Origin of the sequence: Rhodococcus marinonascens NBRC 14363 (assembly GCF_001894885.1) — a bacterium.
GTDB lineage: Bacteria > Actinomycetota > Actinomycetes > Mycobacteriales > Mycobacteriaceae > Rhodococcus_F > Rhodococcus_F marinonascens.
In genome coordinates, this window is sequence record NZ_BCXB01000022.1 from 58399 (window position 1) to 82714 (window position 24316).

Annotated in this window: 24 protein-coding genes; 16 read left to right on the top strand and 8 right to left on the bottom strand. The window is 63.6% G+C overall.

Features of this window, described 5'->3' with window-relative positions; all coding sequences use genetic code 11:
* Positions 1-99: 99 nt before the first annotated feature.
* From phnA to RM2_RS15980, 3 genes are all read right to left on the bottom strand, one after another.
* Complete coding sequence (gene phnA / locus RM2_RS15970) at positions 100-1449, bottom strand: phosphonoacetate hydrolase (protein ID WP_072690538.1); 1350 nt, start codon at positions 1447-1449, stop codon at positions 100-102.
* 230 nt (positions 1450-1679) lie between these two features.
* A complete protein-coding gene (locus RM2_RS25300; RefSeq protein ID WP_245813995.1) occupies positions 1680-3629 on the bottom strand; it encodes an NHL repeat-containing protein in 1950 nt (649 codons plus the stop codon).
* A 173-nt stretch (positions 3630-3802) separates the two neighbouring features.
* Positions 3803-4402 (bottom strand): TetR/AcrR family transcriptional regulator, encoded by a 600-nt coding sequence (locus tag RM2_RS15980; protein ID WP_072690539.1) that lies wholly within the window; start codon positions 4400-4402, stop codon positions 3803-3805.
* A 141-nt stretch (positions 4403-4543) separates the two neighbouring features.
* On the opposite strand from RM2_RS15980, the gene RM2_RS15985 reads away from it, so the two are divergent.
* From RM2_RS15985 to RM2_RS15995, 3 genes are read left to right on the top strand one after another with little or no spacing between them, the layout of a single operon-like run.
* The gene (locus RM2_RS15985) at positions 4544-5689 is read left to right on the top strand and encodes an acyl-CoA dehydrogenase family protein (protein WP_072690540.1); all 1146 of its coding nucleotides are present in this window, start codon (positions 4544-4546) and stop codon (positions 5687-5689) included.
* 40 nt (positions 5690-5729) lie between these two features.
* Positions 5730-6491, top strand: coding sequence for an SDR family NAD(P)-dependent oxidoreductase (locus tag RM2_RS15990; RefSeq protein ID WP_072690541.1), 762 nt, complete (start codon positions 5730-5732; stop codon positions 6489-6491).
* A 45-nt stretch (positions 6492-6536) separates the two neighbouring features.
* Complete coding sequence (locus RM2_RS15995) at positions 6537-7247, top strand: TetR/AcrR family transcriptional regulator (protein WP_072690542.1); 711 nt, start codon at positions 6537-6539, stop codon at positions 7245-7247.
* A gap of 53 nt (positions 7248-7300) precedes the next feature.
* Here RM2_RS15995 and RM2_RS16000 read toward each other — a convergent pair whose 3' ends face one another.
* Positions 7301-7768 carry an SRPBCC family protein gene (locus tag RM2_RS16000; RefSeq protein ID WP_072690543.1) on the bottom strand — a complete coding sequence of 156 codons (468 nt, stop codon included), beginning with the start codon at positions 7766-7768 and terminating at the stop codon, positions 7301-7303.
* Positions 7769-8032: 264 nt separating this feature from the next.
* Between RM2_RS16000 and RM2_RS16005 the strand changes: the two genes are divergently transcribed.
* Complete coding sequence (locus RM2_RS16005) at positions 8033-9052, top strand: phosphotransferase family protein (RefSeq protein ID WP_072690544.1); 1020 nt, start codon at positions 8033-8035, stop codon at positions 9050-9052.
* A gap of 42 nt (positions 9053-9094) precedes the next feature.
* Here the strand turns inward: RM2_RS16005 and RM2_RS16010 are convergent, their stop codons facing one another.
* Positions 9095-9901 carry a DeoR/GlpR family DNA-binding transcription regulator gene (locus RM2_RS16010; RefSeq protein ID WP_072690545.1) on the bottom strand — a complete coding sequence of 269 codons (807 nt, stop codon included), beginning with the start codon at positions 9899-9901 and terminating at the stop codon, positions 9095-9097.
* Between the two features lie 262 nt (positions 9902-10163).
* Between RM2_RS16010 and RM2_RS16015 the strand changes: the two genes are divergently transcribed.
* Genes RM2_RS16015 through RM2_RS16035 form a run of 5 tightly spaced genes read left to right on the top strand, consistent with a single transcriptional unit; the run spans position 10164 to position 15501 of the window.
* The gene (locus tag RM2_RS16015) at positions 10164-11039 is read left to right on the top strand and encodes a class II fructose-bisphosphate aldolase (RefSeq protein WP_072690546.1); all 876 of its coding nucleotides are present in this window, start codon (positions 10164-10166) and stop codon (positions 11037-11039) included.
* A gap of 23 nt (positions 11040-11062) precedes the next feature.
* On the top strand, positions 11063-12415 hold the full coding sequence (locus RM2_RS16020) for a D-tagatose-bisphosphate aldolase, class II, non-catalytic subunit (RefSeq protein WP_245813996.1): 1353 nt from the start codon (positions 11063-11065) through the stop codon (positions 12413-12415).
* Positions 12408-13571, top strand: a complete 1164-nt coding sequence (locus RM2_RS16025; protein ID WP_072690547.1) for an SIS domain-containing protein — start codon at positions 12408-12410, stop codon at positions 13569-13571. Before RM2_RS16020 ends, RM2_RS16025 begins: the two co-directional genes overlap by 8 nt.
* A 2-nt stretch (positions 13572-13573) precedes the next feature.
* Positions 13574-14554 (top strand): N-acetylglucosamine kinase, encoded by a 981-nt coding sequence (locus RM2_RS16030; protein ID WP_218017233.1) that lies wholly within the window; start codon positions 13574-13576, stop codon positions 14552-14554.
* Between the two features lie 5 nt (positions 14555-14559).
* On the top strand, positions 14560-15501 hold the full coding sequence (locus RM2_RS16035; protein WP_072690548.1) for a DMT family transporter: 942 nt from the start codon (positions 14560-14562) through the stop codon (positions 15499-15501).
* 84 nt (positions 15502-15585) lie between these two features.
* Here the strand turns inward: RM2_RS16035 and RM2_RS16040 are convergent, their stop codons facing one another.
* Positions 15586-16143: a ribulose-1,5-bisphosphate carboxylase/oxygenase large subunit gene (locus RM2_RS16040; protein WP_072690577.1), complete on the bottom strand. Its 558-nt coding sequence runs from the start codon at positions 16141-16143 to the stop codon at positions 15586-15588.
* 110 nt (positions 16144-16253) lie between these two features.
* On the opposite strand from RM2_RS16040, the gene RM2_RS16045 reads away from it, so the two are divergent.
* The 5 genes from RM2_RS16045 to RM2_RS16065 are packed head-to-tail and all read left to right on the top strand — an operon-like array spanning position 16254 to position 19386.
* Positions 16254-16760 (top strand): methylated-DNA--[protein]-cysteine S-methyltransferase, encoded by a 507-nt coding sequence (locus RM2_RS16045; protein ID WP_072690578.1) that lies wholly within the window; start codon positions 16254-16256, stop codon positions 16758-16760.
* Positions 16757-17248: an RNA polymerase sigma factor gene (locus RM2_RS16050; protein WP_072690549.1), complete on the top strand. Its 492-nt coding sequence runs from the start codon at positions 16757-16759 to the stop codon at positions 17246-17248. Before RM2_RS16045 ends, RM2_RS16050 begins: the two co-directional genes overlap by 4 nt.
* The gene (locus RM2_RS16055) at positions 17245-17850 is read left to right on the top strand and encodes a methylated-DNA--[protein]-cysteine S-methyltransferase (RefSeq protein WP_072690550.1); all 606 of its coding nucleotides are present in this window, start codon (positions 17245-17247) and stop codon (positions 17848-17850) included. Before RM2_RS16050 ends, RM2_RS16055 begins: the two co-directional genes overlap by 4 nt.
* A gap of 13 nt (positions 17851-17863) precedes the next feature.
* A complete protein-coding gene (locus RM2_RS16060; RefSeq protein WP_072690551.1) occupies positions 17864-18535 on the top strand; it encodes an alpha-ketoglutarate-dependent dioxygenase AlkB family protein in 672 nt (223 codons plus the stop codon).
* The gene (locus RM2_RS16065; RefSeq protein ID WP_072690552.1) at positions 18532-19386 is read left to right on the top strand and encodes a DNA-3-methyladenine glycosylase family protein; all 855 of its coding nucleotides are present in this window, start codon (positions 18532-18534) and stop codon (positions 19384-19386) included. The genes RM2_RS16060 and RM2_RS16065 overlap by 4 nt, the downstream gene beginning before the upstream one ends.
* On the opposite strand, the gene RM2_RS16070 is transcribed toward RM2_RS16065, so the two are convergent.
* On the bottom strand, positions 19383-21605 hold the full coding sequence (locus RM2_RS16070) for an MMPL family transporter (RefSeq protein ID WP_072690553.1): 2223 nt from the start codon (positions 21603-21605) through the stop codon (positions 19383-19385). The two genes, RM2_RS16065 and RM2_RS16070, sit on opposite strands and share 4 nt — an antisense overlap.
* Positions 21606-21685: 80 nt before the next feature.
* On the bottom strand, positions 21686-23221 hold the full coding sequence (locus tag RM2_RS16075) for a bifunctional 3'-5' exonuclease/DNA polymerase (RefSeq protein ID WP_084721836.1): 1536 nt from the start codon (positions 23219-23221) through the stop codon (positions 21686-21688).
* A gap of 123 nt (positions 23222-23344) precedes the next feature.
* On the opposite strand from RM2_RS16075, the gene RM2_RS16080 reads away from it, so the two are divergent.
* Together RM2_RS16080 and RM2_RS16085 are read left to right on the top strand one after the other, a co-directional pair.
* Positions 23345-23563 carry a hypothetical protein gene (locus tag RM2_RS16080; protein WP_245813997.1) on the top strand — a complete coding sequence of 73 codons (219 nt, stop codon included), beginning with the start codon at positions 23345-23347 and terminating at the stop codon, positions 23561-23563.
* A 163-nt stretch (positions 23564-23726) separates the two neighbouring features.
* Complete coding sequence (locus tag RM2_RS16085) at positions 23727-24281, top strand: MarR family winged helix-turn-helix transcriptional regulator (RefSeq protein WP_072690554.1); 555 nt, start codon at positions 23727-23729, stop codon at positions 24279-24281.
* The last annotated feature ends 35 nt before the right edge of the window (positions 24282-24316 follow it).

The window sequence follows — 24316 nt, forward strand, 5'->3', positions numbered from 1 at the left end:
AATAAAACCTGTTCGCCGGTTTTGGCATCGCTCGGTGATCGCGCGGTGTTGGAGGGCAGTTAAACTGCCGGGCAGCATCTTTCGCGGTGGGGTGGAGATCTATACCAGGGAGGGACGTGCGGGTTGCGGGCGGTTGAGCGCGGTGGTCGCGACCCAGAACGCGTCGTAGTTGTGCACGCGGGCCGAACTACCGAGGTGTGTGTCGACCAGTTCCGGTTGCTCGAGTTGGCGGTTGATCACGAACGGGATGTTCAGTTCGCCCAGCGCTCCGTGTGAGCGTAGCGGCGCGTCGAGCTGCGTCAGATCGTGCCATTCTGCAAACCGTCCGACGGCGGTGTTCTTCTCGGCCAGCACGACGAGGTCGCCGATACGATCGGCGGGCAGCTCGTAGCGGTCGGCTGCCTCCTGACGCCTGTGTACGGCCTCGATACCGTCGATGCCGGCCAGCGCCTCGGAGACGGCATCGACATCGGCGCCCGCAGGCAGGTACACGCTCGCGAACGAGCCGAGCGCGCCGTGGTGAACGGTGTACGGGTCGGTAATCGGCAAGATGACCCGGACGTCCTCCGACGGAGTGCCGAGCTCGTGGAGAATGCGTTTTACCTCGTCTTCTACGAAGATGACGTTGGGTGTGCCATCCGGCAACGACTTCGCGCTCATGCCATGGTCTGCGGTGATCACGACAATGGCCCCGAGTGCATCGAGCTCGCTCGCGTACCGGTCGATCATCTCGTAGAAGGCGTTCGCGACCTCGGTGCCGGGCGCGTTCTTGTGCTGGATGTAGTCGGTCAGCGTCAGGTACATCAGGTCCGGCGTGCGGGTCTCGAGGATCTTGACGCCGGCAGCGAGCGCGAATTCGCTCAGGTCTGCCGAGTACACCTCTGGTAGTGGCCGGCCGGTCAGACTCAGGACATCGCCGATGCCGTTGGCCTCGATCGTTGCCTGGTCGGCCTTTTCGGCAGAGAAACAGATGCCGCGCCGAGACGGAGCCGTCATCCCTGGTGCGCCGTCGAGGTTCGGCCCCTCTTCGACGAGTCCGGCACCGAGCAGGCGTCGGAGCTTGTCCTTGGCGGTGACGACGGCGACGTCGAGGCCGGCCTCGTTGGCGACCGCGAAGATCGTCGGGATCCGCAGGAACTTCTTGTCGTTCATCAACACCTCCTCGCCGGTCTCGGTGTCGAAGATGTAGTTTCCGCTGATGCCGTGATATTTGGGCGGTCGTCCGGTGGCAATGGAGATGTTGTTGGGGTTGGTCAGCGCGGGCATCGCGCAATGGGCCGGTATGTATGTACCCCCTTCCGCCAATACCGCCTCGAGCCACGGCATCCGCCCCGCCTCAATCGCCTTCAGGTGATACTCGGGTTCACTACCGTCGATGCAGATGACCACCACGGGCGTGTCGGGGACATTGTATTCGCGGCCGTTGACGCTGAAGGATCTGGCGGGCATCTGAAACTCCTCCGGATGGGTACGACCAATGGCCTGCGCGGCGCTGTCTCGACGCCGAACCGCAGGTGGTCGGATGTAGCTGTTCGCTCTCGTTTGCCACTGTGCGCTTTTGCTTCGGTGGGCGCAAGGAGATGTTCCGAGATTTATGGAAAATGGGTCGTGACCAAGTTGTTCGTCAGGAGGGGTGAGCTGTGGTCGCCGGTTCTCGGGTGCGTCAGTTTGCGGGTGCGTCAGTTTGCGGGTGCGGTGGATTGAAGAGGTGCCGCGAGGCCCACGTATGCGACGATCTCGTGTGCTCCTGGGTTGGTCTGGACGGGAATGTCCAACCAATTGTTGGCGAGCCAGACGTTGCCGGACGGGTCTACTGCGACCCCGGTGTTTCGCTCGAGTCCGTCGAATGCGTATCCCGTGATGGCAGGTGAGATCGGGTCACCGCTTCTCATTCCTGGAGGGCATGTGGACGCGTCGGTGCCGCAGAAGTTCGACAACCTTTTGCCACCGAAGTTGGCCACCCAGACGTTGCCGTCACCGTCGGCCGCAATGCCCCACGGGATGGTCAGTCCACCGCCCATGTATGGCCCGCCCTGCATGGACCCGTCCGGATTCAGGAGGGTGATTGATCCGACCCCCGGGGAGAGACCGGGGACGTCCGGGCAGGGCAGTTGCACGATGCTCGAATTGGCGACCCAGACATTTCCGGACCCATCGCTTGCGATACCCATCGGATTGTTCAGGCCACCGCCGGACACGGGGGAGTTGGGCAGGGGAGTCCCGTCTCTGTCGAGAACTGCCACCGCGTTGTTCAGCATCCCGGTCGCGAATACGTGACGACCGTTGTCCACCATGCCGAATGGCCGCGCCAGGCCCGCGTCGATATTTTCGGCTCGGCTCGGGTCGCCGTCCGGGTATCGGGTCAGCGTGTTCGAACCGCAGTTCGCCATCCAGATGTTTCCGTCGCGGTCGGCAATCGTTCCCTGCGGCCAGTCGATTGCACCCTCGGTGAAACCCTCTGGGGGAGAAAGTGGCTGACCGTCCGAGGTGAACTTCGAGACACTGTTGTGCGGTGGCTGCTGATCCTCGGGGCATCCAGGAGGCTGCGCGGCGAATCCGTAGTTACCCACCCAGACGTCGCCGTTCGGGTCGATGGTGATCCCGAAGCCGGCTCCACTCAAACCGCCGCCCTTGAAGGGCGAACCCGGCACGAACTGACCTGTCGGGCTGAACTTGAACACCGAGTCGCCGCCGCACACGGGAACTCGCGGGTCGGGGTTGTACTGATAGTTGTTGTTCACCCAAATGTAGCCGTCCTCGTCGATGGCGAAATTCCCCGGACCGGCAAGCGAATGTCCGTCACCATTGAAGCGGAGAGCGAGGGTCCATGCCGCCGGCGGGAGGTCGAGCGCAGGAAGATATGGCCGGGGCGGAAGCATCGAGATGCCGAACAGGGGCAGGACGGCATTCGCCGGACCGCGGGCGACATCGGACATTGCGCGGAAGGTGTCGACCGGACGTGGTTCTCCAGGAGGAGTTGCCGCGTCTAGCAAGGTGTCGCATGGTATCCGCATCGTGACGCACGCAGACAGCATGTTCGACAGTGAGTTGAAGGCCGCCATCGTGGAGGTCTCGGCACCGTTGGGAGACGAGACCAGCACGGCCCCGGGCTCGCCTGTTGCGACGTCGACGAGGTTGCGCACCATCCCAGCCGCATTGGTGATTCCCGGGTTCGGCCCGGAGATTCCGCCCGACGTGACAAATTGCGCCATCGCGAACGCGGAGGCCACGGTGGTCCTCTCGTTGACGACCACGTCGGCCGGCAACGGCCCGCTGCCGAGAACGCTGGCGAGCACCAGCGAACCGGGATCGGATCGAACCGTGTTCTCCGCGAGCAGATACAGGACGGATCCCGGTGGCCGTGAGCTGCTCAGGTTCACTACGAAGCGCCCGTCGGCGTCGGTTGTTCCGCTACCGAGCGGATGCGCTCGTCGCTCGCCGCCGTCGCCAGCGCTCCAGGCGGTGACCGAGAAGGATTCAAGCGGGCCACTTGCGCCCCGGACGTGGCCGGAGAGGGTGCCGAGTTGAGCGGATACCGGCGACGGAGCGGTGATGGGCACGGCCATCGCGGCGAGTAGCAGCGCGGCAGTGGAGGCGACAAAGCTGAACGAGCGGAATCCGTGCGCCATGAAACCCTCCGTCAGAATGCAATGCTCTGATGGTCATGTGCTCAAGCGGTTGCTCACAGATTACGCATGGGCACCACGAGATTTGGCGAAAATACCTGAAGCGCTGGATATTGCCGGTGAAGCCGGACGTGCTCGCGATTTTCGGCAGAGCCGAGCAGTCCGCGTGATTCGCGCTAGCCCGCACCCACCATGCGCATCGCAAGGCCTGCATAGAGGTCGGCAACGACCTTCGGTTCGGTATACGCACCGGCGGGGAACCAGCGGCAGATATCGACGCACAGCGACATGAGGGCCAGCGTGACGCCTTCGCTGTCGGGCACCGTGAATTCGCCGGACGCGGCGCCGGCGTCGACGACGGCACGAACGATGCGGGTGATTTCCCGGCGCAACCTGACAACCTCGCGATAGTGCTCCGTGGTGAGGGCATTGAGTTCGTACTGCACGACACGAGCCTGCGTGTGGTGAGTGGCCTGCCAGACGGCGAAGGCGCCGATAAGTGCCCGCAACCTCGTCGACGGGAGTTCGTCGGGAAGGTCTGCACGCGTCACGACATCAAGGGTGGCGGTGTGGCCTTCGTAGCTGATCGCAAATAGCAGTTCTTCCTTAGACCGGTAGTGCGGGTACATCGCGGCCGGACTCATGTCGAGGCGAGCGGCGATCTCGCGGGTCGTAGTTCCGCCGTAACCGCTGCTCGCGAACGCGTCGGCGGCTGCGACCCGGATGCGGGCGGCAGCCTTGGACGGGCTGATCACCTGGTTCGGCGGTTCGCTCATGCCTCCTCCATCCCTGGCTGTGCGGATGTTGACAATACCGCGCAGTCCCAGCATTATAAGCAATCGCTTATAAAATAAGCATACGCTTACATATTGTAGGCATGCATTGCAGGAACAGTCCGATTTGAAGGAGGAGCGGTCATGCAACGCACCCTGTACGGCCCTGATCACGAGGCATTCCGCGGATCGGTCCGGGAATTCGTGAACCGCAAGATCCTGCCGGTGGCCGACAAATTGATCGAGCAGCGCTTCATCGACCGTGAGATCTGGCTTGAGGCCGGCCGCAACGGCTTCCTAGGCCTCGAGATTCCCGAGGCCTACGGTGGGAGCGAGGCCGGCGACTACCGGTTCAATGCCGTGCTTGCCGAAGAACTTGCGCGGGCAAACGCGGCAGTGGCGTCGAGTATCAGCATCCACGCGGACGTCGTGGCCCCGTACCTCGTGCAGTTGACGACGGAAGAGCAGAAACTGCGTTGGCTGCCCAAGTTCTGCACTGGTGAACTGCTCACCGCCATCGGTATGACCGAGCCGTCGGGTGGATCAGACCTTGCCGCGCTGAAGACCACGGCGGTCAAGGACGGCGGCGATTGGATCATCAACGGTTCCAAGACCTTCATCACCAACGGCTACAACGCCGACTTGGTGATCGTCGCGGCGCGAACCAGCCCCGAGAAGAAGTCCAAAGGCATCACCCTGTTCGCCGTCGAGACGGGCATGGAGGGCTTCGAGCGCGGCCGAAAACTCGACAAGGTGGGCCAGCACGAGTCCGACACCGCCGAGTTGTTCTTCGAGAATGTCCGCGTGCCGTCGATGAACATCATCGGTGAGTTAGACCGCGGATTCATCCACATGATGGAGATGCTGCCGCAGGAGCGTGTCGGTGCCGCGATCTCGAACATCGCGCACGCCGCGCCGATCCTCGAGGAGACGATACAATACGCCAAGGACCGCAAGGCTTTCGGGCAGCCGATCGGCTCACTACAGTGGAACAAGTTCCTCCTCGCGGATCTGGTCACCCGAGTTGAGGTCACTCAGGCATTCGTCGACAACTGCGTCGCCGCACATGCAGACGGTGAACTGACCGCCGTCGACGCCGCGAAGGCCAAGTGGTGGACCGCCCAGGTGCAGAACGAGGTCCTCGACCACTGCGTTCAACTACACGGTGGCTACGGTTTCATGACGGAGTACCGTGTCGCTCGTGCGTGGATGGATGCGCGGGTCACCAAGATCTGGGCCGGGTCCAACGAGATCATGAAGGAATTGATCGGCCGGGATCTCGGTCTCTGACCCCGAACCCCTCAGCCCCACAACAAAGGAGTCACCCCAAATGTCCGTTCTCGACAAATTCAGGTTGACCGATCGGGTGGTCGTAGTGACCGGGGCGTCGTCGGGTCTCGGGGTCGCCTTCGCGCAGGCCGCGGCGGAGGCCGGCGCGGACGTGGTGCTGGCCGCACGACGCACCGACCGTCTCGAACAAACCGCTGAACTGGTTCGGGGGGCGGGACGTCAGGCGTTGTGCGTCGCGACGGATATCACGGACCCGGCTCAGGCACAGAACATGATCGACGCGGGTATGGAGAAATTCGGCCGGGTGGACGTGCTTGTCAACAACGCTGGAGTGGGCACGGCCGTCCCCGCGACGAGGGAGACTCCGGACCAGTTCCGGCAGGTTGTCGACATTAATCTGAATGGTTCCTACTGGGCGGCGCAGGCGGCAGGCAAGGTCATGAAGCCGGGTAGCGCGATCGTCAATATCGCGAGCGTACTCGGTATCACCACCGCGGGACTTCCGCAGGCTGCGTACGCCGCCAGCAAGGCTGGGGTCATCGGGCTCACCCGTGACCTCGCCCAGCAGTGGGGTTCCCGCAAGGGGATTCGGGTCAACGCGATCGCTCCAGGATTCTTCGAGACGGAGATGACGGCGCAGTACCAGGGCGGGTACCTCGAAGCGATGAAGCCACGTCTGGTTCTCGGTCGCCTCGGCGACCCGCCGGAACTGGCCGCGACGGTGGTCTGGCTCGCTTCCGACGCCGCAGCGTACGTCACCGGGCAGACGATTGCGGTGGACGGTGGCATGACCATCACCTGAGCGTCGAGTTTGGGCGTGGCTGAACATTTGGCGTATAAGTAGGAAATGACCATTCACATCGTCGATGAAGACTGGGACGATCAGCCCGCCCCGTCGATGGCGGCTACCGGTCTGCTGCGTGAACCGCCGGCCACGCCCCGTGGTGCACGCACCCGTGCGGCCCTCGTGGCGGCTGCGAGGACCGTATTCGAGCGGTCGGGATACCTGGACGCCAGGCTCACCGATATCACCAAGGAGGCCAACTGCTCGACGGGGTCGTTCTACACGTACTTTGACAACAAGGAGCAGATCTTCGCCGCCGTGCTCGAGGTGGCCCAGGAAGACATGATGCACCCGGGCATGAAGCGGGTGCAGGACACGGACGACCCCTACGCCGTCCTGGAGGCCAGTAACCGCGCCTATCTCGAGGCATATCGGCGGAACGCCAAATTGATGGGCCTGCTCGAGCAGGTGGCGCACATCGACCCGAATTTCGCCGTTCTGCGGCGTAGGCGGGCAGACGCATTCATCGCGCGGAACGCCCGCGGAATCGAAGAACTGCAGGCACGGGGCATCGCCGACAAGCAACTCGACCCTGTCCTGACCTCTCGGGCACTGTCGGGGATGGTCAGTCGCCTGGCATACAACGTTTTCGTTGCCAATGGAGTCGTAGCCAGTAGAGACAGGGGCGACGGAACTTCCGTCGAGTTCGAAGACGTCGTGTTCACCTCGACGCGCATCTGGGCGAACGCACTGAGGTTCCACGACCGGGATTGACGTTCGCGTACGCCCCGACCCCGGTGAGGTCAGGGTCTATTCCTGCCGGGACGCTAGTGGCCGCTCCGGTCGCGCTTCGCGTACAGCTGCTCGAGGTTGTTTCGTAAGGTCACCTCGGAGTTCTTCACGGCCGTTTCGATGAACGGTTCGATGATGAGACCGAGCGCCTTCCCGGTCAGGCCACCGGGGAGTCTGTATGCGAAGTCCACACTGATTTCGGTCTTGTTCTCACCCTGTGCGGTGAACTCCCAGGTGGAGGAGTTTGCGGCGCCGTCGAGTGACGCTACGGTGATGACGCGATCCTGTTCCCACTCGGTCACCTCGAGTCGTGACCGCAGAGTGCTGGGGCCGATGTGGATCGCGGCGTCGAACGTCGATTCCAACCCTTGATCGAACTCCCCAATAGGGCTGAATTCCGAGACGCCGAACATCCAGTCGGGGACGGTCCTGTAGTCGTCGATGTATGCGAAGGCGACGTCGAGAGGTACGGCGGCGATCGCGGAATGACGGACGTGGATCATCGGGTGGTCCCTGGCTCTCTGTTGGAGAAGGCCGTCGATCTGGGCGACCTCGTTCGACTCTAGTCAACTCCCGGGACCACGTAAGGGGGGGCGGGTACCAGCTTCAACGGTAGGGACCCTGAAGGTAGAGGACACTCGACCCCGGCGCTGCCGACGTTCGTCGGGCTGATCCCTTGACCGGGTCGAGTCCCGTGTGGAACGGTCGTTCTTCAGCCGTGAGCGTGATTGGTCGGTTGCAGTACGGTCCGTTGAGTGGAGGCATGTGTGGCGATCGGACTGGATCTTCCCGCCCTGCAGAATTTTCTGTCCGATTCAGGCCTTACGCTCAACGGTGAGTTGCGGGCCGAACTGATCTCGGGCGGCAAGTCCAATCTCACTTACACCATCTTCGACGACTCCTCGAGGTGGGTGCTGAGGAGGCCACCCACCGCAGGACTCACACCCTCCGCGCACGACGTGGCACGCGAGTTCCGGATCACCTCCGCGCTACAAGGCACCGACGTCCCGGTCGCCACCACCGTCGCACTCTGCGAGGACGACAGTGTGATGGGCGCACCGTTCACTGTCGTCGAGTACGTCGCTGGTCAGATAGTCCGGACCAGGGCTGATCTCGAGGCGCTCTCCGACGACGACATCGGGTTGTGCGCGAATACCTTGGTAAACGTGCTCGGCGCGCTTCACGACGTGGACTACGTCGCCGCCGGACTGGGCGCGTTCGGTCGCCCGGACGGCTACGTGGCCCGGCAGGTGAAGTTGTGGGCGAGTCAGTGGAGCAGGGTCAAATCGGAGGATTCAGCCGATGTCGACCGCCTCTATGGTGTTCTATCGGAATCGATTCCTGCGCAATCCGAGTCGTCCATAGTGCACGGCGACTACCGGATCGACAACACAATCCTCGCGGTCGATGATGTGAGCACGGTTGCAGCCGTGGTGGACTGGGAACTCTCGACGCTGGGTGACCCACTCGCAGACGTCGCGCTGATGTGCGTTTACCGGCATCCGGCGCTCGATCTGGTACTCGGTCAACCCGCGGCATGGACGAGCCCACGGCTGCCGTCCGCCGCCGATCTCGCGCAGAGCTATACCGTGGCCACGGGCCGGGAGTTGGTGAACTGGAACTTCTACATGGCGCTCGCCAGTTTCAAACTCGCCGTGATCGCCGAGGGAATCAACCATCGCTACCGTGTCGGCGCCACCCGCGGCGAGGGTTTCGACAGGGCGGGTGAGTCGGTACCCGAGTTCATCGCGGCAGGTCTGCGTGCACTGCAAGGAAAGGCCACATGAGCAGGTCCGCAGGTGCTTTCGGTCCGCCGAACGCGCTCGTCGCTATGATGTCGCCGGCCTCTCTCGCTCTTCGGCAATATGCAATCGGACTCCGGTGCACCTGATACGTTCGAGTTCGTCCGGGTCGGCACCGGCATCAGTGACGAGATCGTGGACTTCCCCGATATCGGCCATCCGCGCGAGAGTGACTCGGCCGACCTTGGAACTATCGGCGACGACGATGACGCGGCGGGCGTGAGTGACCATCGCGTGGCTGGCGCGAGCCTCGATTTCATCGTGGGTCGTTATACCGCCTGCTGCGCTGACACCATCCGCTCCCAACACCGCAGTTGCGACATTGATCGAGTTGAACGTCGCCTCGGACAGGGGGCCTGTCGCTTCGAACGAGTGCGACCGGACCACGCCGCCGGTGATGATCACTCTGACATGAGGCCACGGCGCGCTTTCGGCTGCGATATGGAGGGAATTGGTGATTATGGTCAGGTCAGCGCGATACCGCAGAGTTCGAACCACCTCCGTGGTTGTCGTTCCGCCGCTGACGGCGAGGGTGTGGGGTCCGGGCGGGATCATGCGAGCCGTCTGTTGAGCAATCAGCTGTTTGGCTCGGCGGAACTGTGAGCCGCGAAGTCGTACCGGGATCTCGTCTGGCAGTTCCAGGGCTTGGGCACCACCGTGTGTTCGGACCAGGAGACCCTGTTGCTCGAGTTCTGCTAGATCACGACGGATAGTTGCCCCAGAGACTTGTAGCAACGCAGACAACTCATCGAGCATCACCGCCTCGCGGTCCTGAAGAAGCGAGAGGATCTGGTGCATGCGCTCGAGCCGTTTTTGGCTGACGGCGCGCGGCATCGTGTCTCCGTATCGCCGGTGTGTGAGGGGGGCTCGCTGCTCAAAACGTGCAGTTTCATTGATCATTTACCGGCCAAAGGTTGATTGTTGTGATCAATCTTACGCAAGATGGGCCCATGAACAGCAGGTTCTCGACTAGTTGGTCGCGCGGCGTCGCAGGAAGCCACAAGGACGGCGCGATCCGGACAGCCGATCGCATCGGTCTCCCTGTGCGGCGCTACCGCGCCGACGGTGGCGACAAACCGTGCCCAGGCGGTAAGCGGTGACGCACGTAGCGACCTCCGATCTCGTCTCGGCCGCCGTCGACAACCGGAGTGCGGTTCCTGCGTTCAACGTTATCTCCCTCGACCAGGCGGAGGGCATCGTCGCCGGGGTCGAGCGCGCGCAATCAACCGCGATCCTGCAGATTAGCGAAAACGCCATCGCCCACCACGGCGGTTTCCTGGAGCCGATCGTTGCGGCATGTGTGGAATTGGCCGATAATTCTTTGGCGGAGTTGGCAATTCACTTGGATCACTTCCGCGATCCGGACCTGCTGACGCGAGCGATCCAGCACGGTCGTCGCCTCGGGGTGAGCTCCATCATGGTCGACGCGTCGTACCTACCGCATGCCGAGAACGTAGAGCGAACCCGACTGTGTACAGATCTGGCGCATGCTCAGGGGCTCTGGGTCGAGGCTGAACTCGGGGAGATCGGCGGCAAGGATGGCGCGCACGCGCCCGGTGTCCGGACCGACCCGGCCGAGGCTGCCGAATATGTGCGGCGTACAGGCGTGGACGGATTGGCGGTCGCGGTCGGGAGTTCACACGCGATGAGCTCGAAGAATGCGCAACTCGATCAAGAACTGATCACCACGATCGCTTCTGCGGTGCCGGTACCCTTGGTGCTGCACGGCTCCTCCGGTGTTCCGGACGACGGTCTTACCGCCGCGGTTGCCTCGGGGATGCGGAAGATCAATATCGGGACCGCCCTGAATATCGAGTACACCGGGGCTGTTCGACACTATCTCGATGCGAACCCGGCGGCGTCGGACCCGAGAAAGTACATCCGCGAAGGCCGAGACGCGATCGCCACCTTGGTTGCGCACCTCTGCACCCTGCTGTCGTCGTCGGCCCAACAGCCGGCCGCATATCAATAGCTCCAGAGGTAGACGCTCCAGACATGGACATGGACATGGACGAGGAAGGAACGACGGTGGTCAACCATCTGCACGACACCATTCGCCGCCACAAGGCGGGAGAGGTCGTGGGTATCTATTCAGTGTGTTCAGCGCACCCGACCGTGATCGAGGCGTCGATTCTACAAGCTGTGGAGGACGCTACCTATCTGCTGATCGAGGCGACGTCCAATCAGGTCGACCAATTCGGCGGTTACACAGGGCTGAGGCCGGCAGGCTTCCGTGACCTCGTCTTCACCCTCGCCGACAAACACGGTTTCCCGCGGGATCAGGTGGTACTGGGCGGCGACCACCTCGGCCCGAACCGTTGGCAGAGCCAACTCGCTGCGGAGGCCATGCGCCTCGCCGAGGATCTCGTGACCGCGTATGTCGAGGCCGGCTACACCAAAATCCATCTGGACTGCAGCATGTCGTGCGCGGACGATCCAGTCGTGCTCGGCGACGACACTGTCGCTACCCGCACGGCCCGACTTCTCGAAGTTGCCGAGGAAGCTGCGCACCGGGCGGGGTCAACCGACGAGATCTGCTATGTCATCGGAACGGAAGTTCCGACACCGGGCGGAGCGCATGAAACCCTTCATCAACTGACCCCTACCTCGCCTGACGCCGCCCAGTCCACGTTGGAGCGTCACCGCGCGGCGTTCGAGAAAGTCGGCCTCGAGGGCATTTGGCCGCAGATCATCGCAATGGTCGTTCAGCCTGCCGTCGAGTTCGACCATCTCCAGGTGATCGACTACGACCGTGCCGGCACAAAAAAACTGCGCACCGTCCTCGATGGCGAAGCCACGCTGGTATTCGAAGCGCACTCCACGGACTACCAGCAAGCGCCGCGGCTGGCCGAGTTGGTCGCCGACCACTGGGCGATCCTGAAGGTGGGGCCGGGGCTTACCTTCGCAATGCGTGAAGCACTGTTCGCCCTCGCTCGAATCGAGGACGAGATCGTCCCGGCCGGCGCACGCTCGGAGCTCGTCGATGTCCTCGAGCAACGTATGCTCGCCAAACCTTGTTACTGGAAGGGTTACTACGAGGGTGATGCAGCCGAGCAGAAGATCGCCCGGCGCTTCAGCTACAGCGACCGCCTGCGCTACTACTGGCCGGACCTCGAGGTCGAAGTCGCGGAGATGCGACTGTATGAAAACTTGTCCATCGTCGAGATCCCCCTCCCGCTGATCAGCCAGTACCTGCCCGAGCAGTACGCGCGCGTTCGCGCCGGCCTGCTGAAGGCCACTCCCCGTGATCTGGTCATCGACAAGATTCGTGACGCGTTGCGCCCCTATGCGTCCGCGTGCTTTCCCCATACCCGACACGTCACCCAAACTGGAGGGCGCAATGCCTGATTCCACAATCGCCCCAACCGCCGGGCGCGACACCGCCACAAACCGCGAGATCATCCAGCAGCCCGAGATATGGCGTCAAACGGCTCGGTACATCCGTGATCATCGTGAAGAGATCAATGCGTTCCTGACCCCCCAACTCAGTCGTGAGGGACTCCGGATCATTTTCACCGGCGCTGGAACGTCTTCCTTCGCTGGAGAGATTGCGGCACCGGCTCTCGCCCGGAAACTTTCGCGGCGGATCGAAGCGATTGCCACCACCGATTTGGTCTCGAACCCCGCCAACTATCTTGCCGAGGACATTCCCACGCTGCTGGTGTCCTTCGCGCGATCCGGCAACAGCCCCGAGAGCGGCGCCGCGACCGGAATCGCAGACCAGATCCTCAGCGACGTAAGCCATCTGATCATCACCTGCGATCCAGCCGGCGATCTGTACCGGGACCATTCCCGAAAGCCGAATTCGCTGATTCTACTCATGCCTGAGCGCTCGAACGACGAAGGCTTCGCCATGACGTCGAGCTTCACCTCGATGCTCCTGGCCAGCCTTCTCGTCTTCCACGGCGACAACGATTCGGCGGTCGAATCCGTCGCTGCGGCTGCTGACAGCCTCATCGCGTCGAGAGAGACGATCCAGTCCCTCGTCGCCCGCGATGCGGAACGCATCGTGTACATCGGCAGCGGTCCACTGACCGGACTTGCCCGGGAATCCGCGCTCAAACTCCTCGAACTCACCGCAGGTCGAATCGTCACCTATTTCGATTCCGCACTCGGATTCCGGCACGGACCCAAAGCGGTGCTGAACGACAAGACCCTCGCCGTCGTATACGTGTCCTCCGACCCCTACACCCGCCGATACGACGAAGACATCATCTCCGAACTACGCGCCTCTCTCGGTACAGACCGGGTCGTCACGATCTCATGTAAATCATCCTCGACCGCAAGTGAACTCAGTTGGGTTCTCGATGACGTCGAAGGCGTCGACGACGTGTATCTCGCCCTCGCCTACGTCGTATTCGCGCAGCTGTTCGGCCTGCACTACTCCGTACATCTAGGGGCGACGCCCGACAACCCCTTTCCTGGCGGCGACGTGAACCGCGTCGTGCAGGGCGTTCGGATCCACCCACTGTTCGCGGGCACCGAACAGCAGATGGGCGGATAGCCGTGGCACTGTTTCTCGGCGTCGACGGAGGCGGATCGAAAACCGCCTTCGTCTTGCTCGACGATGCCGCACGGATTGTCGCCGAGACACAGGGGCCGAGCTGCTACTACTTCACTTCCGGCATCGATCTCGTCTCCACGGTGCTCGCCGACGGCATCACTCGAATCACAGCAGAGGCGGAGGTGAGCACGCAAGAGATCGACTATGCCTTTTTCGGTCTTCCCAGCTACGGCGAGGCCAGTGCCGATATCGCTGTGCTGGAATCTATTCCGAAAGCTCTCCTTGGCCACGACCGCTACACCTGCGATAACGACATGATCGGCGGTTGGGCTGGTTCTCTGGGCGGTGCGGATGGAATCAACATCATTTCCGGCACGGGGTCCATGACCTACGGGGAACGCCACGGAACCGGCTACCGCGCCGGCGGTTGGGGCGAACTGTTCGGGGACGAAGGCTCCGCCTACTGGGTTGCCGTTCGGGGACTCAATGCGTTCTCCCGTATGAGTGACGGGCGCCTCCCCCGTGGACCCCTATACGACGTAGTCAAGGAAAGAGTCGGTATCGGAAGCGACCTCGACCTCATCGGGGCCGTCGTCGACGACTGGGGTGGAAGGCGATCAGCTATCGCAGACTTATCCAAGACGGTCGTCGAAGCCGATGCTCGTGGTGATCGCATCGCCGCCGGCATCCTCGTCGATGCCTGCCACGAACTGGCTCACCTCGTGGACGCCACGCGAGTGCAGCTCGGCTACGGCGGTGAAGAACCGGTCCCCGTATCGTACTCGGGTGGGATGTTCACGGCTCCAGCGTATTTGACTGGATTCACCGCCGCCCTCGATGCCCTCGGGGCTCAGTACCGGCTCCGCGCCCCGCTGTTCGGCCCCGGCATTGGATCCGCTCTCTACGCCATGAAAAAGCATGGCGTCACCCTTCCGTCCCCATCGCTCGCCCATCTCCACCAAGCACACGCCACTCGAAGGTGACCTCTATGAAGAAGACTCAAAGCTGGATGCTGTACGCGGGGCTGTTGGTGCTGTTCTGGGGCGTCTGGGGGGCGTTCTCATCATTGCCCACCACTCGCTACGGCTATCCGGACGAGATGGTTTACGTGATCTGGTCGCTCACCATGATCATCCCGGCTGCGTTCATCCTCGCGCGGCAAAAGTTCGATCGCCGCCCGGCAGCGGCAGGCTACGGCCTCCTGATCGGATTCAGCGGTGCCGGTGGCCAACTCGTCCTCTTCAAGGCGCTCGCGCTCGGCCCCGCGTACCTCATCTTCCCGATCATTTCCATTTCGCCGGCGATCACTGTTCTACTGGCCATCGGATTCTTGCGTGAGCGACTGACCAGACTCGCAGTAATCGGACTGGTTGCCGTGATGATCTCCCTGTTGTTGTTCAGCGTCACCAGCGGCAGCGGCGAATCCGGTTCTGGTCCCTGGCTCCCACTCGCCTTGCTTGTGTGTATCGCCTGGGGCGTGCAGGCGTTCTTCATGCGCAAGGCCGCGACTATCGCCGTGAACGAAGCCACTACCTTCGCCTGGATGGCGGTCAGCGGCCTGGCCCTCGTTCCCGTTGCGATCTGGATGATGGGTGGCCTCCCGGCCGGTGCCCCCTGGCAGGCCCCCGCGCTGACCGCCAGCACCCAGATTCTCAACGCAATCGGAGCGCTCTTCTTGGTCATGGCCTTGAGTCGAGGCAAAGCATCGGTCGTCGCCCCCATCACGAATGCTCTCGCCCCCTCACTCACGATCGTCATCTCCCTGCTGGTGTACCAAACCCTGCCAACGATCTATGGAGTCATCGCGATCGTCCTGGCCCTCGGCGGTTCGACGCTCATGGTGTACAGCGACGAGAAGCGCGGCGAGGGGGGCGACGACCCGTCCTTGACTGCGGAGGCCTCTGATCGTCGACTGGCTCACCCGACGTAGGAGTGCTCGGCCCTGGCCGAATGTACTTTGGGCGCTTCAGATGCGCCGAGAGGTACATTCGCCCTGGCGGATGGCCGGTTTGATCTACAACACCTGGCCGTCGTCGCGGGCTTCTCCCCGCTTGCGGAAGAACTTGAAGCCGGGGACGCCCTGGATGGCCTGACGTACCCCCTGAACCTCCTCGAGGAGTTGATGGATCTCCGGTGAGACCGTGTCGAGGGTCGCGAGTATCGGCAGTAGGCCCTCCATGCGGAGCGTGAGTTCGGGTAGATGGTTCACCAGCCCGACAGCCGCGCGCGCCTCTTCCTCGGAGAGCTCGTCGACGAACAGTTCCGCCATCGGGGCCGCCCTTTGCGCGAGCGGTTCGTAGAGTCCGATCAGGGCCTGCGCGGACGCGGATGCGCCCGCTGCCGTGGCAACGACGGCAGCCGCATCATTCGCGACCGCGTTCGCCCTGGCCACCGCGAATTCGGCGCCGATGCTGATCGCCTCGATCCGGGCGACGAGCACCTCGACCTGGTCGATCAGGTGATTGATCCGGCCCGGGAGCGAGACCACCAGTCCGGCGGTGTCCACCGAGAACCGGGTGAGGCCGGTGGCGGCACGCGCCAGGTCGCAGGGGCCGCGCAGTGCGAGAGGCATTTGTCCATCCTGCCTGATGCCGAGCGGCGCGACGGCGAACGACGATCTCACGTTTCGGGGTTGACAGGCGTTTACCTGTCAGAGGCCGTACACCTGGAAGGATGGACATCGTGAATGCCCAGCGAACAGCACACACCGTCATCGATTCGCCGATTGGCCCGTTGACGCTGGTCAACGTAGACGGGGTGCTCTGCGGCGTCTATATGGCCGAACATCGACATCAGCCGAATCCCGCGACATTCGGGGAGCGCGACACGGCAGGTTTCGACGAGGCCACCACCCAACTCGCCGAGTACTTCGACGGCCGACGCACCGACTTCACGGTGACCCTAGCGCCGCGCGGCACTCCGTTCCAGATGCGGGTGTGGGACGCGCTGCGCACCATCCCGTACGGCGAGACATGGACGTATGGCCAGTTGGCGGACGCCCTCGGAAGTCCGGCGGCCGTGCGGGCGGTGGGTGCCGCGAACGGAAAGAATCCGATCAGCATCATCGTCCCGTGTCACCGCGTCGTCGGGAGCAACGGCAGCCTGACCGGGTACGCGGGCGGGCTCGACCGTAAACGGTTCCTGCTCGAACGCGAAGCGGAACGGGCTGGACTCCGACTGGGGCGATGACGCTGACGCCATTCGAAGTCATCGTAGCTGAGCACGGTCCGACCGTCCTGCGAGTCTGTCGGGCCGTGGTCGGACCGGCGGACGCCGAGGACGCCTGGTCGGAGACGTTTATCGCCGCGATGCGCGCCTACCCCGATCTGCAGCCGGAGCGCAACGTCGAGTCATGGCTGGTGACGATCGCGCACCGGAAGGCGCTCGACCATATCCGTGCACGCAATCGCCGGGCCGTGCCGACCGACGAGCTTCCCGAGGAGAGCGCCGACTGGGGTCTCCCGGGTAGTTACGACTCGGAATTGTGGGATGCGGTGGGCGCCCTACCGGTGAAGCAGCGGGCAGCGGTGGCGTATCACTACCTGGCAGGGCTGCCATACTCCGAGATCGCGGTGATCTTGGGTAATTCCCCGGACGCATCCAGGCGGGCAGCAGCCGATGGGATTGCAGCACTTCGTAAGACCCTCTCGATCGCCGTGAGTGGAGACATCAGATGACTACCGTCCCCGATATCGTCTATGCTCTGTCCTCGTCGGACTCCGCAGTCGAGCAACGGCTCCGTGAACGACTCGCCGCCGCAGCCGCGGAGGCAGGACTTCTCGACGTCGCCTATCGGACTCTGGACACACCCGTCGGTTCGCTTCTGCTGGCGTCCACCGATCGTGGTCTGGTACGGATCGCTTTCCCCCGCCAGGATCACGACGTGGTCCTACAGGCTCTCGCCGAGCAGATCAGCCCACGGATACTGCGAGCGCCCGCACGGTTCGACGCGGTGGCCCGTGAGATCGAAGAATACTTCCGCGGTGAGCGGACGACGTTCGACCTGCCGCTCGACTTCCGGCTTTCCACGGGATTCCGGCGTTCAGTGCTCAGCCGCCTCGTCGACATCGAGTATGGGCATACCGCGAGCTATTCCGCAATCGCGGCGGCAGCGGGGAGTGCGCGGGCAGTCCGCGCCGTGGGTACCGCGTGCGCCTTGAATCCGCTCCCCATCGTGGTGCCTTGCCACCGAGTCGTCCGTAGCGACGGCAGTATGGGTCAGTATGCGGGCGGGCCGGAAGCCAAGTCGATTCTGCTGGCGCTGGAGGCAGCGGCATGACCATTTCGATGCGATGTCTGCACTGATACCCCGACCCCGGGCGGAGATAGCGCCCGGCGCCGTCCACGTTCCCGACTGGCTCACCCTGGATGAACAACGCCACCTGGTGGTCGAATGTCGTCGCTGGGCGACGGCACCGGTCCCGATGCGGGCGGCGCAACTGCCGACCGGGCATCGCATGTCGGTGCAGACGGTGTGCCTCGGTTGGCATTGGAGGCCGTATTCCTACGCACGCACCGCCGACGACGCAGGTGGTGGTCGTGTTGCGCCCGTACCTGACTGGCTCGTCGGGCTGGGCCGGCGCGCCGTGGCCGCGGCTTACCAAGATCCGGCGGACGAACACTCGGCCGACGACTACACACCGGACGCCGCGTTGATCAACTTCTACGACGACACTGCGAAGATGGGTATGCACCAGGACAAGGAAGAACGGTCCGACGCGGCCGTCGTGTCGCTGAGTATCGGTGACACGTGCACGTTCCGGTTCGGGAACACCACCAATCGCACCAGGCCATACACCGATGTCGAACTCGTGTCGGGTGACCTCTTCGTGTTCGGCGGTCCTTCGCGTTTCTCGTATCACGGTGTGCCGAAGGTGTTTCCTGGAACGGGCAATGGGGACTGTGGGCTGAAGGCCGGGCGGTTGAATATCACGCTGCGCGTGACCGGACTCGAGGACGCATGAAAGTCCTTCTGCCGTATCGCCAACCTTTCGCGGGGGCGCCACTCTGGGGCGCTCTCCGCGCGCACACCGTCTCCGGACTCGAGCATCATGACCCCGATTCCGGAACCCACACGCGCGTGGTGAACGGGCGCCACGGACCAGCACTGGTGTCCGTGGCGGTGCACCCCGATCAAGAGCACGTCGAGGCGCACCTGACCCCGGCGCACCCAAGCGACGTCGAAGCTCTGACGACCACTCTTCGACGCTGGCTCGACCTCGATCCAGATCCGTTGCCGATCGATGCCGCGCTGAGCAGGCACCCGCGGCTAGCGTCACTGGTGGAGCTGAGACCTGGATTGCGGCGCCTCGGGAGTGTAGGCGGGTTCGAGACGGCGGTGCTGACCGTTCTGGGACAACAGGTTTCGCTTGCTTCCGCCCGCACGTTCGGTTCGCGACTGGTGTCGGCTTACGGCCGACCTGTTCATGACGGATTTCTTGCGTTTCCCACGCCGGAGGCTCTGGCGGCACGCTCGACCGAGCACGTGCGGTCGACGGTCGGCCTCACCGGCGCTCGGGCGCGCACGGTGCATGCGCTGGCCGTGGCCGCCGCCGACGGGCTTCGACTTGACGCGGACACGGATCCGGCGGACTTCCGAGCAGGTCTGCTCGCCCTACCCGGGATCGGGCCGTGGACCGCCGACTACCTGACGGTGCGGGTGCTCGGTGACCCGGACGCCTTCGCACCGGACGATCTCGTTCTCAGGCGGGCGCTGGGTGTGAGGACCGGGCGGGAAGCGGCCGATGTTGCGCAGGCCTGGAGACCGTGGCGCGCGTACGCCCTGTTTCATCTGTGGGCGGAAGAAGCCTTCTAATCCTTTGCTTTCGCCAGTGCGGACGGCCACCAGATTTTCTTGCCGATATCGTGGGAGAGCGCGGGAACGAGGATGCTGCGCACGATGATCGTGTCGAGCAGCACGCCGAAGGCGACCGCGAATCCGATCTGCGCGAGGATGACGAGTGGCAGCACTCCCAGGACCGAGAACGTCGCGGCGAGTACCACACCCGCCGACGTGATGACGCCGCCGGTAACCGCCAGTCCGCGCAGCACTCCCGATCGTGTCCCGACATTCTGGGTTTCCTCACGGACGCGGGTCATCAGGAAGATGTTGTAGTCGATTCCGAGCGCCACGAGGAATACGAACGTGAACAGCGGAAAAGCTGGATCAGAGTTGGCGAAGTGGAAGACGTGGGTAAAGAACAGTCCGGAGACACCCAACGTGGCAGCGAAAGACAGCACGACCGTCGCGATGAGGATGACGGGGGTGAGTAGCGCGCGCAGCAGCAGCGCGAGCACGATAAAGATGACAACGAGCACGATTGGGATGATGAGGTTCCGGTCGTGCACCGATGCGATCTGCACGTCGAGAGTTGTTGCGGTAGTGCCACCGACGAGTGCGTCGGCACCGGGTATGGCGTGCGCCACATCGCGAAGTCGTTCGACTGTCTCGAGGGCCTCGGGGGAATCGTAGGAGTCGGCGAGCGTCGCGTTGATCACCATGCGTCCGTCGATCGGCGCGACGGTCAAGAAGTCGGGCGCACAGCCCTGGCCCGCCGCGGACGCCACCGCGGACGGGTTCGATTGGATGAGTGCGGACAACTTCTCGACATCGACCTGTGGGCACACCGCGCCGGCGTCCTGGGAGACCCCGTCCACCGCGCTCACGGCGTCGATGACGGTCTGCGTCTGATCGGCGTTAGTGACGATGACGGCGGGGGCACCGGCGCCCGGGTCGAACTTCGAGTCGTACAACTCCTGGCCGACGACGGCGTCGGGGCGGTTGGTGAAGTTCTCCGAGGAGGTCAGTCCGTCCGTCTTCAGACTTCCGATGCCGACGAGGAACAGCACTGCCAATAGTACGGTTGCGCCGATCCAGAAGGGCCGATCCCTGCTCCCGACCTGCGCCGCGATCTTGCCCCAGAGTCCCTGCGAGGTGAGGTCTGCTGCCTCGTCCACCGCGGGTCTGCGCGGCCAGAAGACCCACTGGCCCGCCGCAGACAACGCCACAGGAAGAAATGTCATCATCATGAGGTAGGTGCAGGCGATACCGATCGCCGCGACCGGGCCGAGGCTCTTGTTGGAATTCAGTTCGGAGAACATCAGGCACAGCAGACCGAGGATGACGGTGACCGCCGACGCAGTGATGGCGGGGGCAGATTCCTTCCACGCCTTGGTCATCGCCTCGAATCTGTTGGGATGGAAGTGCAGTTCTTCCCGGTACCGCGAGATCAGGAGCAAGGCATAGTCGGTGCCCGCACCGATCACGAGGACGAACAAGATGCCCTGACTCTGCCCGGTGAGCGTGAGCACCTCGGCCTCGGCGAGGAAATAGATGACCATTGACGCCAGGCCGAGGGCAAGCAGTGCCGAGAAGATCGGGAAGATCCACAGCACCGGAGAGCGGTAGACCACCAGCAGGATGAGGACAACAACGAGCAGAGCGGCGCCGAGCAGTGCGCCGTCGAGTCCCTCGAAGGCGTCGATGAAGGCGACCAGGAGACCACTCGGTCCCGCGGGGAGCACCTCGAGGCCACCGGCAGCGTTCTCTGCGGCGGTGAGTACGTTCTGCTCGGTGGAGGCCACAACGTCGCCGGCGACGGCAGTGCCGTCCTCCTTCACGACGAGGGGAACGAAGATCGATGCGGTGGTCCCGTCCTCGGAGAACTGTGTCTGAGCCATGCCCTCGGCATCGACACCGTCGACCCCGGCAATGGCGTTCCGTGCCTGCGTGATCGCGGCCTTGTCCTGATCGGTGAGCGGGGAGTCGCTGTGGAACAGAACGAAACCGGGAATGGTCTCGACGGTGAGAAACTTGGAGGCCTCGTTCGTAACGACGGTCGATTCGGCGGAACTCGAGAGGTAGGCGGCGTTGTCGTTCTTCTGGACCTCACTGAGCTTGCCCTGGAAGGAACCGCCGAACCCGCCTGCGAAGAACGCGATGATGGCGATGGCCACAATGGTGAATGCCGGCCAGCGATACCTGCGAGAACTCTCGTCGCTCATGTTCGAGTCCGTCGAATCCACCTTCGTCATCGGGTCCCCTTCGCCGGTGCCGGGAGTGCGCTTCAGTACACCACGTCAAGCCCACATGCGACGGCGAAACCGTGTGCGCGCTACGGCTCCTCGGGACCTTCCGCGTAGCAGTCGCGCACCGCGATATCCATCGGAAACCGCACCCGGGTCTTGCCGAACAGGAGACGGGTAGCAACATCGACGGCACCGAGAACGTGCCGGGTGGCGGTCTCGGGATCGCGGGTGTGGACCATGACTTCGTCGTGTTGGAAGAAGACGAGCTCACTGTTGGGATCGCCAGCGAGCCGACGTCGCAGATCTCCGAGCACGCACAACGCCCATTCGGATGCAGTGGCCTGCACCACGAAGTTCCGGGTGAATCGGCCACGGGATCGCGCGTCGCCATGGGACCAGAAGTCGGGTGACGGCGGCGGGCTGGCCCGGCCGAGCCAGGAGTGCACCACTTCGCCTCGCTCACCTGCGCGGGCCGCTCTCTCGACGAACTCGACAGCGCCGGGAAACCGGGTGCGCAGCAGGGTGAGGAGTGAACGTGCGTCGCCCGCCGTCGCGCCGTAGAGAACACCCAGGATCGCGACCTTGGCCTTGTCCCTGTCGCCGTCGAACGCCTCCGCCGCGACCGGGGCGTACAGATCGTCCGCGCCGGCGGCTGTCACCATGCGAGTGTCACCCGACATTGCCGCCAGGATGCGGGGTTCGAGTTGCCCGGCGTCAGCGATGACGAATGTATGTCCAGGATCGGCGATCACGCTCGACCGCAGCGGCTTCGGAATCTGCAATGCACCCCCACCGCGACTGGCCCAGCGGCCGGACACGACGCCACCGGGAACGTAGATCGGGCGGAAGCGGTCTTCACGTACCCAGTCGTCGAGCCACTGCCAGCCATTGGTGGTGAACAGCTTGGACAGGTCCCGGTGGTGCAGTAGGAACGGCACGGCAGGATGGTTGATCTCGCGCAGCAGGTGCTTGCGTGTCGATTCGAGTTCGATGCCCTCGCGGCGGAAGGCATCGATTACCTCGACGTGTGAGGCCGGATTTATTCGACGGCCGAACGCCGTTCCGATCTCCGCCGACACGTCCCGGATGCGCTGTGGGAGGTCGTACCCGGCTGGGCGCGGCCCGAGCGCGGCCTCGAGGAATGCCCGGTGCGCGCCGGCGGAGAACGGCAGTCCGTCGAAGCCCATCTCCGCAGCGGCTAGAGCTCCCGCAGACTCGGCGGCGACCAACAGATCGAGTCGGGCGGCGTCACCGATCGTTCGTCGCTGATCGGCGAAGTCGGCGACCACACGCGCCGCATCGGTGCTGGGCGCGGTGTCGAACAGTCCAGGGCGATCGTCGACGGGTTCGACCGGCGGCGGTGCGGGAACGCCGTCGCGCATGCTCAGGATCGCGTGGGTGAGCGCGAGGTCGTGGCAGCGCTGCACCCGCACCCCTGCTCGGAGAAGTGCTGGATAAACCGCCGCGGTACTCGTCCAGATCCAGCGGGGATGTTCAGTAGCCTCGATGTCCTGGACAGCGGCAGCGGCGTCGGAATGGTGATGCGGCGATTCGAGCGGAATGCCCGCGGGATCGGTACGGACGGTCGTCGCGCCACCTCCGGCGTCGGGAACCAGCACCATTCTCACGGGGCCAGTCTGCTCCGCGACTCCGACAGACCGGCGCAGGGTCTCGGGTAGAAGGGGAACTCCCCGGTCGGCACTACACTGAATCCAGACGCTTCTCGCCGAAAGGAGGGGCATCCGGTGGAAACCCTGGCAACACTGGAGGAGTTCGAACGGACGGTGACCGACAAGGTGATCGCCGGACTCCATCAGAGGTTCGCCGACTACGAGTGCCGCGGGGTCGGAGTGCGCGACCTCGGTGACGCTGACCAGTTCGTCAACCGGATCCTGGATGCGGCGCCTGCCCCGCATCTCTGGTACGAACAGTTCGGCGCATTTTGGGTGAGTCCATCCTCGTAGCGCGGTGGATGCGGGTCCGAATGCGCACTTCTGCAGACTCTTCCTCACGCTTTCGCTGCAAAACTGCGCACTCAGCGTAACCTGACCAAACTAATTCAGCTATATACTAAAAGTGGACGTGGTGGACGCTCGGTTCATCACCTGCTCGCGATAAGGTTCCTCCATGACTGCAGACGAAGTGTCGGCATCACTCGAGGTGCCGGATCGCCTGAACTTCTGGTCGTTCATCGAACTCGCGAACAGGCGGCTGAGCACCGAATACGGTTCGACGCACGAACTAGCGACCCAGGTTCTGCTGACTCTCAATCGGGCGTCGAACGTGGTGACCTATGACCTGGAGTCGTCGATCCATCGCCCGCGCGGATTGTCGTGGTCGGCGTTCCGGCTCATGTTCGTCACGTGGCTGGCCGGGCCAGTCGACGCCAAGACAGCGGCAAAGCTCACCGGCATGAGTCGGGCCGCAGTCTCGAACCTGACCAAGACGCTGATCGGCGGGGGTCTGATGGAACGGAAGGCGGACGAGCGGGACGGACGATCGGTCCAGTTGTCCCTTACCGACCGTGGTCACAGCGAAATCGGCGAGATCTATCGCGAACAGAACGAGCGCGAATACGCCTGGGCGAGTGTCCTCACCGAACCGGAACAGCGCATTCTGGTCATGCTGCTCGACAAACTGATCACCAATCGCGATCAGTTCGACGTCCGCGGACGCAACTGAGGCCCATCATGCCCTCCGGAAGATCTGTGCTTGCC

Bases quoted from the DNA above. Each gene is read 5' to 3' on its own strand.
- phnA (WP_072690538.1), bottom strand. From the start codon at position 1,449: ATGCCCGCCAGATCCTTCAGCGTCAACGGCCGCGAATACAATGTCCCC.
- RM2_RS25300 (WP_245813995.1), bottom strand. From the start codon at position 3,629: ATGGCGCACGGATTCCGCTCGTTCAGCTTTGTCGCCTCCACTGCCGCG.
- RM2_RS15980 (WP_072690539.1), bottom strand. From the start codon at position 4,402: ATGAGCGAACCGCCGAACCAGGTGATCAGCCCGTCCAAGGCTGCCGCC.
- RM2_RS15985 (WP_072690540.1), top strand. From the start codon at position 4,544: ATGCAACGCACCCTGTACGGCCCTGATCACGAGGCATTCCGCGGATCG.
- RM2_RS15990 (WP_072690541.1), top strand. From the start codon at position 5,730: ATGTCCGTTCTCGACAAATTCAGGTTGACCGATCGGGTGGTCGTAGTG.
- RM2_RS15995 (WP_072690542.1), top strand. From the start codon at position 6,537: ATGACCATTCACATCGTCGATGAAGACTGGGACGATCAGCCCGCCCCG.
- RM2_RS16000 (WP_072690543.1), bottom strand. From the start codon at position 7,768: ATGATCCACGTCCGTCATTCCGCGATCGCCGCCGTACCTCTCGACGTC.
- RM2_RS16010 (WP_072690545.1), bottom strand. From the start codon at position 9,901: ATGCCGCGCGCCGTCAGCCAAAAACGGCTCGAGCGCATGCACCAGATC.
- RM2_RS16020 (WP_245813996.1), top strand. From the start codon at position 11,063: ATGGACATGGACATGGACGAGGAAGGAACGACGGTGGTCAACCATCTG.
- RM2_RS16025 (WP_072690547.1), top strand. From the start codon at position 12,408: ATGCCTGATTCCACAATCGCCCCAACCGCCGGGCGCGACACCGCCACA.
- RM2_RS16035 (WP_072690548.1), top strand. From the start codon at position 14,560: ATGAAGAAGACTCAAAGCTGGATGCTGTACGCGGGGCTGTTGGTGCTG.
- RM2_RS16040 (WP_072690577.1), bottom strand. From the start codon at position 16,143: ATGCCTCTCGCACTGCGCGGCCCCTGCGACCTGGCGCGTGCCGCCACC.
- RM2_RS16050 (WP_072690549.1), top strand. From the start codon at position 16,757: ATGACGCTGACGCCATTCGAAGTCATCGTAGCTGAGCACGGTCCGACC.
- RM2_RS16055 (WP_072690550.1), top strand. From the start codon at position 17,245: ATGACTACCGTCCCCGATATCGTCTATGCTCTGTCCTCGTCGGACTCC.
- RM2_RS16060 (WP_072690551.1), top strand. From the start codon at position 17,864: ATGTCTGCACTGATACCCCGACCCCGGGCGGAGATAGCGCCCGGCGCC.
- RM2_RS16065 (WP_072690552.1), top strand. From the start codon at position 18,532: ATGAAAGTCCTTCTGCCGTATCGCCAACCTTTCGCGGGGGCGCCACTC.
- RM2_RS16070 (WP_072690553.1), bottom strand. From the start codon at position 21,605: ATGACGAAGGTGGATTCGACGGACTCGAACATGAGCGACGAGAGTTCT.
- RM2_RS16075 (WP_084721836.1), bottom strand. From the start codon at position 23,221: ATGGTGCTGGTTCCCGACGCCGGAGGTGGCGCGACGACCGTCCGTACC.
- RM2_RS16085 (WP_072690554.1), top strand. From the start codon at position 23,727: ATGACTGCAGACGAAGTGTCGGCATCACTCGAGGTGCCGGATCGCCTG.